Origin of the sequence: Bradyrhizobium sp. SUTN9-2 (genome assembly GCF_003122645.1) — a bacterium.
Taxonomy (GTDB): Bacteria; Pseudomonadota; Alphaproteobacteria; order Rhizobiales; family Xanthobacteraceae; genus Bradyrhizobium; species Bradyrhizobium yuanmingense.
In genome coordinates, this window is record NZ_LAXE01000001.1 from 4,521,407 (window position 1) to 4,529,525 (window position 8,119).

The following is an 8,119-nucleotide window of genomic DNA, read 5'->3' on the forward strand; positions in this document are numbered from 1 at the left end:
GTGCTGTGACGCCGATCGTGCCGTCGGTACGGCAGAAGAAGATGTGGCCATGCGCCTCGACCGAAGGCGGCGGGAGAGTGAAATGTCAAGCCAAGCTGCAGCAGGCAGGAGAAGCAAATGAAAGATACCACTGACACACAAGGACAGACCTTCGATTTGGACACCCGGCCATCGGAAGAAGTAGCGCAAGAGATCGTAAAGGACGCCGATGATCTTCATGTCGATCCAGACGCGCCGCCTGAGGTGACGCTGGAAGTGGCCGTCCGACATTGGCGCGTTGCGAAGTCTCTTGAACGTCTGCGTGCGCAAATCAATGCCGCATTCCCACAGCGCAGCAAAGGAAGCGACGGCACGATCGGCGACGCCAGGCATGCCAGCCGCTCCTCGGATCACAATCCCTGGGTCGTGGACAACGGGACAGGCGTCGTTACTGCCTTCGACGTCACACATGACCCCGGCCACGGCTGCGACGCTGGTCGGATCGCCGAAGCAATCCGCGCCAGCGACGACCGCCGTGTGAAATACATCATCTGGAACCGCAGGATCGCCAACTCGCAGCCGATCGGTGCCGCGCCAGCATGGGCTTGGCGCGCCTATACAGGTCAAAATCCGCACGATCATCATTGCCACATCTCGGTTCGGGCGGAAAAAGCTGCTTATGACGACCCTCGCGACTGGAGCTTCCGGATGCAAGGCGAGCCCGAAGCCGCCGCGGCCGAAACAGACTCGGAAGCAGCTCAGAGGGCGATTGGCGCGGCTCTCGATGCGCTCCCGGGCAACGCCGACCGCCCCCTTCTGCAACGGCTGGTCGATGCGCAGGACGAGGTTTCCGCGCTATTGGCAACATTTGCGCGTGAGGCGCGGCCGGTGCGGGCCGAGGATGCTGAAGGCGTAGAGGCAACGCGCCCGAGCTTTGAGGAGCTCAGGGCGGAATACGAACAGCTGTGGGATCGCTGTGAGATACGTCCCGAGCGCGCCAACAGTGTCGCATGGCACCGCGCGAAGCTGTTGCAGAATAAATCCCGCTACGAACAGGTGAGCGCCGCCACCGGAGCAAAGTGGTGGTTCGTTGGCATCGTCCATGCGCTGGAGGCAAGTTTCAATTTTCAGGGTCATCTGCATAACGGTGATCCGCTCAACAGGCGTACGGTAAACGTTCCAGCCAACCGGCCGCCACGCTGGAATCCGCCGAACGACTGGCTCTCCAGCGCCATTGATGCCATCACCTTCGAAGGCTTTGCCGGACAGAGTGATTGGAGCCTTGCTCGCACGCTCTACCGGTTTGAGAGCTATAACGGCTTCAGCTATCATACCAAGGGCATTAACTCGCCTTACCTGTGGAGCTTCTCCACAAATTACACGCGAGGAAAATTTATTCGGGACCACGTTTACGATCCCAACGCGGTATCCGCTCAATGCGGAGCAGCCGTGATGCTGAAGGTGCTTCAGATGGCGGGAGAAGCATTGAGTTGATGTTAGATTGCCCACCCTCACGCGCCGGCCACGGTCGGCGCGCCTCACGGGGTTTTCGATAAACGACATGCTACGAGCCGCGGCTCACGAGCGAAGGGCAGTCGACGTAGAGATTGCTCTTCTGGTCGTGGAGGCGCGACCACCTTCTTTACGCCCTTCTCGAGCATGAGGTCGCTAATCTCGGAGGCGACCGATCCGCCATACTTTTCTTCGTCCGACGGGTTGGCCGTGATTTTCACGTGAGCCAGGCGCCCTCGTAGCGCAGTGGGAAAGAGCAGGGAGATTCTACCTCTCAGGGCGCACGTTGCAGGCTCTCGAAGAGAGAGAGTGGGAGGATCTTCAGCGCACGCCGCCGAAGCCGGTTGCGCATCCCCCAAACCGCCGGTCGTTCGCCGGCAGCCAGCCTCTCTTCTTGAGCTGCGAATGGACTCGCTCACCGATCTCGCGTGTCGTTTGGGCCGGATTGCGCTTGTCGCCTCTGGTTTTGCGTTAGACCTTATGGTTGTATTGCCTCATTGCTGCTGCCAGTTCGATTTGGAGGGTTTTGTGAGCAAGGGATCTTATACCTACCCGGACCACATTCTTTCGATCTTTCAGTCGGCCGCTGCGCAGATCTCGCGCGACGAGCAGGCGGAAGTCGGCAAGTCTCACCCAGAAGCTGTTCGGACCGGTCAAGACGGATTGCTAGAAGCCGCGACCGAGATTGCCGGCGTCAGGATGCAGGGGAGGGTTGATCGCAAGGCCCATGGGCTGGCGCAGGATGAGATTGAGACCGAGGCGTTGTCGCCCATCGGTCTTGCGAAAGTCTGCGCATCGCTCGGTCTGCAGTATCTCGAAGCGAAGCTTAAAGGCGACCGGGCGACCGCCGAGAGGTTGCAGTCCGAGATGGCCGATTCGAAGTGCGACTTCCGCTGGGCGAGCACGATAGATCAGTACCTGCGCTATTTCGGGCCGAGCGGGACCCGCGCGCAGATCCCGTACGTCACGCCGAAGAAAGCCGGCGAAACCGTAATTCAGATTCCGTCCAACGCGACCATCGGGTTGATCGGTGACTGGGGCACCGGTGCGGATCCGGCGCGTCGGCTCCTGACGCAACTTAAGGCACAGAGGCCGGACATCATTGTCCATTTGGGTGACATCTACTACTCGGGGACACCGCAGGAGTGTGAAGCGAATTTCGAGGACATTATCGACGATGTTTTCGAGCGTCACAAGACGAACATCCCCGTTTACACTCTGGCTGGAAATCACGATCTCTATTCGGGAGGAGTAGGCTACTACGGCCTGATCAAGCGCCTCAACAAGAAGCCTTCTACGCAACCGGCGAGCTTCTTTTGCCTGAGGACGGAGGATGCGAAATGGCAGTTTCTAGCGATGGATACGGGACTGAATGATTATAATCCCTTTACAGTGAACGATGCCGTCACGTTCGTGAATGCCGATGAAGAGCAGTGGCACCGCCGTCGTATCGAAGAGTTCGGCGGAAGTACCGTCCTGCTCTCTCACCACCAGCTTTTCTCAGCCTTTTCGCCGATCGGAAAGGCCGACGACAGCGCTAAACGGGCGGCGTACAACCCGAAACTTCGGCAGACCTTCGAGACGCTGAAGTCTCTCAGAAAGCCAATTCCGGCGTGGTTCTGGGGGCACGAGCACAACCTGTGCATCTATGAGCCGTACATCGGACTTTCGAAGGGGCGATGCGTCGGCTGCAGCGCCATCCCGACGTTCGTCGACGATGATCCTTACGACGTCGTCGAGGGTCTGAACGACCCCCCGAAACTGGTGGAAAATACCAAGTTGTCGGTCGCCGGGAACGTGTTCGGCCACGCTTTCGCGACGCTATCCATTACCAAGCAGGGGCCAATCGAGACCCGATATTTCGAGGATCTAAACGGTAGCTGCAGGATGAGATACTCCGAAAGCATAAGCGGCGATTGAGCACAGACATCGCTGCTCGAACTACTGGGCACTCATGAGGCTAACCATGGTGAATTTCATCCGGGGCGCCACGCGCATCTACGCGCCCGCGTCCGCACGCCCTGATCTCCGTGAAGGCCGTATCACACGCGACGCGAAAAGAGAGGGAGCCGAAGAGCTCGCGCAAGCAACGCAAGCCGAGGAGGGCGTCGCGAAGGGGGACAACTACCTTTCCGCGCTGATCAAGCTAATCCCGTCCGAGATGATCGCCGTTTACAATGCCATCAAGGACAGCGCCGCCACGCACAAGTTCGTCGGAGGTTGGTTTCTGCTTTGCTTGGGCACCTGCATCATTCTTCGCATCTACGCCAACCTCCCCAACAGGACAGACGTCACATTCTGGGACGTCCAATGGCGGAGCGTTGGCTTGTCGGCGGTGGCTTTCTATCTTTGGGCATTCGGCGGAGGACTGGTGACGGAGTATTCCTGGCTCAATATCGAGGCCTGGCTTGCCTCGGCGCTTGCCGCGCTTTTCGGTCTGATAGCGCCGATGATTGCGCCCGGTGACAGCCGGACTTAGTCGAGATCAACTCGTTGCGGTTGATCGCGTGCGACTTGCCAGCTTTGCTTGGCCTCGGGATGTGTTCGGTTAGCGCGGCCTCTTTGCAAGCCGCGAGCACGCGCAACGCGGTCGGGGTAGAGGCGGCGGGTAAAGCTGACCTCGTTGCCTAAGTTGCCGACACCCCGCAGCTGCCAGCTGCCGGGAGTCAATGCAGTTCGGCTTCACCGCTGGAGCTCACTACAAGTCGCTGCAACCGGCGAGCGCCCCCGCTTGGGGGCGGCACATCATACCATCGGGGAGCAGGCCCAGCGGCCTGCCAATCTCACGTGGATTAGTAGCGAGGCTACCAATAGGAGATTACGAATTTCGCCGGAAAGCCGCTCTACGTGCTCTCGTTGCATCTCTGAGGCCCAATCGACGCCAGGCGACCAATTGTCGTGTCGCGGTGGGTCCAGCTATGGGTCCTAGAGCTGCCGCCACTAGAATACGAAAAGCAAATTCAAGCATCTGAGTTGTTTTGGCACCGGTTTGCACATCCGCTGGTAACAAAATGACTGCCGGGTTTGTGCGATCTGCTTCATATAAACGGATAGGCGGATGGTCGACCGGTCGACCCGGGCTTCTCCAGATAACGATCACCGCGGTAACCGCTGTACCCGGTGGCGTTGTCGAGATACTTGTGAATTCCTCCCCAAAGCACTGCGGTACGCATCCGGCGCAGGCCCTCGGCTACGCCGCTTTTTGGCGGAAGGCTGATCGGCGCTTAAGCGGCGTGAGCGACGCCTCGAGGCTTCGACTTCCAAGGCAGCAGTTCGTCAGTGCTCTTGGTCCATGCGAAAGGCGTTCCCGCGCTAGGGTCGCTCAGCCCCTAACAATTTCGGCAACGTGGGCGGAAGAAAACGATCTCGCGTCATCGGCCATCTCGCCTGCGGAGCGCGCGCGCATGATGGTGCCGCTCCGTGTCATCTCGTTCAGGACCTGCCTTTCGGACGGCGGAAGTGACACCCACCAGCTCGGCCGGAGGAACAGATTGTCGGTGTGAATGAACAGAAGCCTTATCAGGGCATCGGCTTTGCGTTCATCTTCGATCGCTGCGAAAGATTCTGCGAGCGCCTTGGCCGGACCGTCATCGGAGCCGATCCAGCCAAAGACGACGATAGTCTGCGCCTGGAACGTGGTCACGGTGATCGTGACGTGATCGAAGTCGACGCCGTCGCGGCCGAGCTGTTGTAGCGGCTTCCCGTGAAGGTCGAATTCCGGATGAAAAGCGCAGCAAGCCACGACTGGAAGGACCTGGTCAAATCGGACGGAGACGAAGTGAAAATCGTCGCGCGCGCCGGATAGCAGTCGCTGGTCGAATTGACCTTTCCAGAGATCCAAGTCGCGCATGCCAATCCTAATGCCGGCGATGACGGGAGCAAGCTGCATTTGAATCATAGCCTGCTTCCAGAACGGCTGGCCGCAGTCTGCTTCGCGTTGAATGTAGGTAATCCTGAGCTGCGCCTCTTTTGCAAAGCGCTCATACGCGATGGCTCGGTAGGAGAAGAGGAAGGCAATGTCCTTGGTCAGCGACAGTGTTTTGCCCTCAATTGGTTTGAAAAGTGTCGTGTCATGCCTGCTGCAGAACCCGGGAAACACGGAGGCATTGTTGACGCCGACCTTACGTGGTTGCGGGTTGCCGTCGGTCTCGATCATCTCTTTCATCGATGGTTTCACGGTTAGTACGTGTCCGGCCTCAGCAATGGCGGCGAGACCGCCCTTCTTCTGTACGGTGTGGGCCTTAGTAATAATCGCACTACAAGGATCGGCGGAAGGATCGGGAAAGGAGCAATAACCGTCCCGAAACTCGGCAATCATCTTGGCTTCCAGCTCGTAGATGTTTACTGGCTTTTGTTGTTCGCGTCGAAAATGGCACCACTTGTATTTCTTGCCCGAGCGGCACCAGCACAGTTCATACGGTCCCATCGTCTCAACCGGTTGGATGAGATCGAGTTTTATCTTTGGCGCAATTAGTGAGGGATGCGGGACCATACTTCAGATATTGTGATACAAAAGACTCAAAGTTGCCAATGTCATCAGCTTGCCACCATTTCCGCCGCTCAGTCGTCAGCTGCCAACTCCGCCGGTGGCAACACCCAGCCATCTGATTGGAGGAAGGTGAGCACGTCCTCATATTTGTCTGTGCGGCGCATGCGCCTGATATGTTGATAGAAGCGATTCCGCGCATCATGGCTCGGTCTGTCAGCGAGGAGCGCGTTGCGCAGCACTCCGAGCATTAGGGTATCCGTGTCGGCTGCGTCCCAGTTCTGTCCGTTTTCGATGATTGCATCCAGGAGGTGATCGAGCTGTTGGCTGCTAAGTCGGCCGGCGAACGGCGCGATCAAATCGTTGAAGTTGGCTTCCGACCCGCGCCAGCTGCTAGAGCTCCTATATTGTTCTAGTGCGTGAGGCCAAAGATCGGCAAGCGGGTGAAAAGCGATCGCGCTCGCTAGGTGCTCCCGGTTGAGCCTCGCAAAGAGCGCCAACAGCGCGGGGCGGAATTGCGGCATGGTCACGCCAGCAAGGACTCGATAATCGATGAGCGTGGTGGGATCTGCATTCTCGGTGGTCGCCTGAAGGGCGGTGCGCGTTGGCTCCTGCAGCTGCGGCCAGAAATCCGGAAAAGCCGCAATGAAAGCGATAGCGCGCGCGCGGTTCGCCGGCTCGAGGGAGTCGATGAGCCTGATGATGGCGAGGGAGATGTCAGGCCAGGCGTGGGCGGCGCGTTCGCGCACCGCGACGAGAGAAGGAATAACCTTACGATGAAGTGGTTCCCATTGCGGGGGTACACCCTTGAGAAGCGACTTTGCAAGCACCGTGCCGAAGTTGCGGACGTTCTGAGCGCGGACGCGCGCGAGATAGCGTTGCTCGACATAGTCGAGGATGCGTTCGTAGGCCGTCGGGAAGCCTGGTGACTGCACATCGACATCATAGAGTTCGAAGATCGCTTTGCCCTGCAGGGGCTCCTGCGACAATACGAGCTCGACTGCATTGACTAGGTGGAGCCGCACAAGCTCCGGCGTTGGTTCGAAGAGTTCCGCCTCGGCCGAAAAAGCCGGGTGGGCGCAGAGATGTCGATCTTCGCGAAGCCGCTCCAGATGTGTTCGGGCGATGCGATTAACGACCTGGGTGTTGGCCGTGGCATCCTCGAGGATGCCTGCCTCAAGTTGAAGAAGCTTCGCGATATCGCCTGCGGCTGTCGCATTATCCCACGATCGAAGAAAAGTGGTTGCGGCCGCATCTCCCAAAGCGCTGAGCTCTCGGTACTTGGCGATCAGATCGTAGACAAGGGCTACCCAGGCAGAGGTGAGGGCGCCACGCAAAGCGCCCGCTTTGTAGGCTTTCACGGCGTCCAGAAAGTACACCTTCGACTGGGGATGCCGTATTCGGGTGAGCAGTATGTCAAGATCTACGAAGCCAGTATCCATGGTTCTCTGCCGAGGGAGTGCGGTATTCAGACAATATTATCTCGCTTCATACGCTACCGAACATCACACGTCTTCACCTTGATGGCGTCGATGCGCAGGCCAACAAGACAGACGTCACGGCCGAGCCGTTCGGCGAATCGGGTATATAGGGGACGTGGTCAATACCCGCGCGCCGGGGACGAATGGTCAATTTGGCAAAGAAATACTACCGGCAACCCCTGGTCGTATTCAAAATAGCCGATATGCTGTCCATTTTAGGAGGCGCATTTGAAGGACGAGCTCACCCCGAGCGAGCTGGCATTCTTATCCAGCCAAAATCTCGGTCCGGACGACGTCTTCGACGCTCGCTGGATGTCTCAGGCTCGCTGGTTCCGGGAGATAAAGAAGGCCGGGAAAACCATCGCTCTTGGCAGCCCCTGCCGAAAAGCAGGTCACAGGCTACGATCTCGAAAGGGACATTGCGCCCAGTGCGACACGAAGGTACTGGCATATGCAAGTCGCTATGATCTGGAGCAGTACATCTACATTGCTGGCTCTTTACGGGCTCGCCTGATTAAGATTGGAGTATGCAAGGATCTGCTACAAAGAGTGAGGCAAATCTCCTCAGAACGGCATGGTGATTCCGCTGATTGGGAAATTATCTATGCCGTTCACATGGCAAGGTCCGGCGAAATTGAAGAGCGAGTGCTCCACAGACTAG

At 58.2% G+C, this 8,119-nt stretch carries 6 protein-coding genes; 4 read left to right on the forward strand and 2 right to left on the reverse strand.

The window, feature by feature from the left end; translation table 11 throughout:
* The first annotated feature begins 117 nt into the window (after positions 1–117).
* The 3 genes from XF30_RS21075 (at position 118) to XF30_RS21085 (ending at position 3,970) form a co-directional block, all read left to right on the forward strand.
* Positions 118–1,473 carry a hypothetical protein gene (locus tag XF30_RS21075; protein ID WP_109143737.1) on the forward strand — a complete coding sequence of 452 codons (1,356 nt, stop codon included), beginning with the start codon at positions 118–120 and terminating at the stop codon, positions 1,471–1,473.
* Between the two features lie 423 nt (positions 1,474–1,896).
* The gene (locus XF30_RS21080; RefSeq protein WP_109143738.1) at positions 1,897–3,411 is read left to right on the forward strand and encodes a metallophosphoesterase family protein; all 1,515 of its coding nucleotides are present in this window, start codon (positions 1,897–1,899) and stop codon (positions 3,409–3,411) included.
* A gap of 46 nt (positions 3,412–3,457) precedes the next feature.
* A complete protein-coding gene (locus XF30_RS21085) occupies positions 3,458–3,970 on the forward strand; it encodes a hypothetical protein (RefSeq protein ID WP_146207731.1) in 513 nt (170 codons plus the stop codon).
* Positions 3,971–4,813: 843 nt separating this feature from the next.
* On the opposite strand, the gene XF30_RS21090 is transcribed toward XF30_RS21085, so the two are convergent.
* Positions 4,814–5,983, reverse strand: a complete 1,170-nt coding sequence (locus XF30_RS21090) for an SEC-C domain-containing protein (protein ID WP_109143740.1) — start codon at positions 5,981–5,983, stop codon at positions 4,814–4,816.
* Positions 5,984–6,051: 68 nt separating this feature from the next.
* A complete protein-coding gene (locus XF30_RS21095; protein WP_109143741.1) occupies positions 6,052–7,419 on the reverse strand; it encodes a hypothetical protein in 1,368 nt (455 codons plus the stop codon).
* A gap of 267 nt (positions 7,420–7,686) precedes the next feature.
* Between XF30_RS21095 and XF30_RS21100 the strand changes: the two genes are divergently transcribed.
* The coding region (locus tag XF30_RS21100) for a GIY-YIG nuclease family protein (protein WP_109143742.1) at positions 7,687–8,119 on the forward strand (433 nt) is incomplete at its 3' end.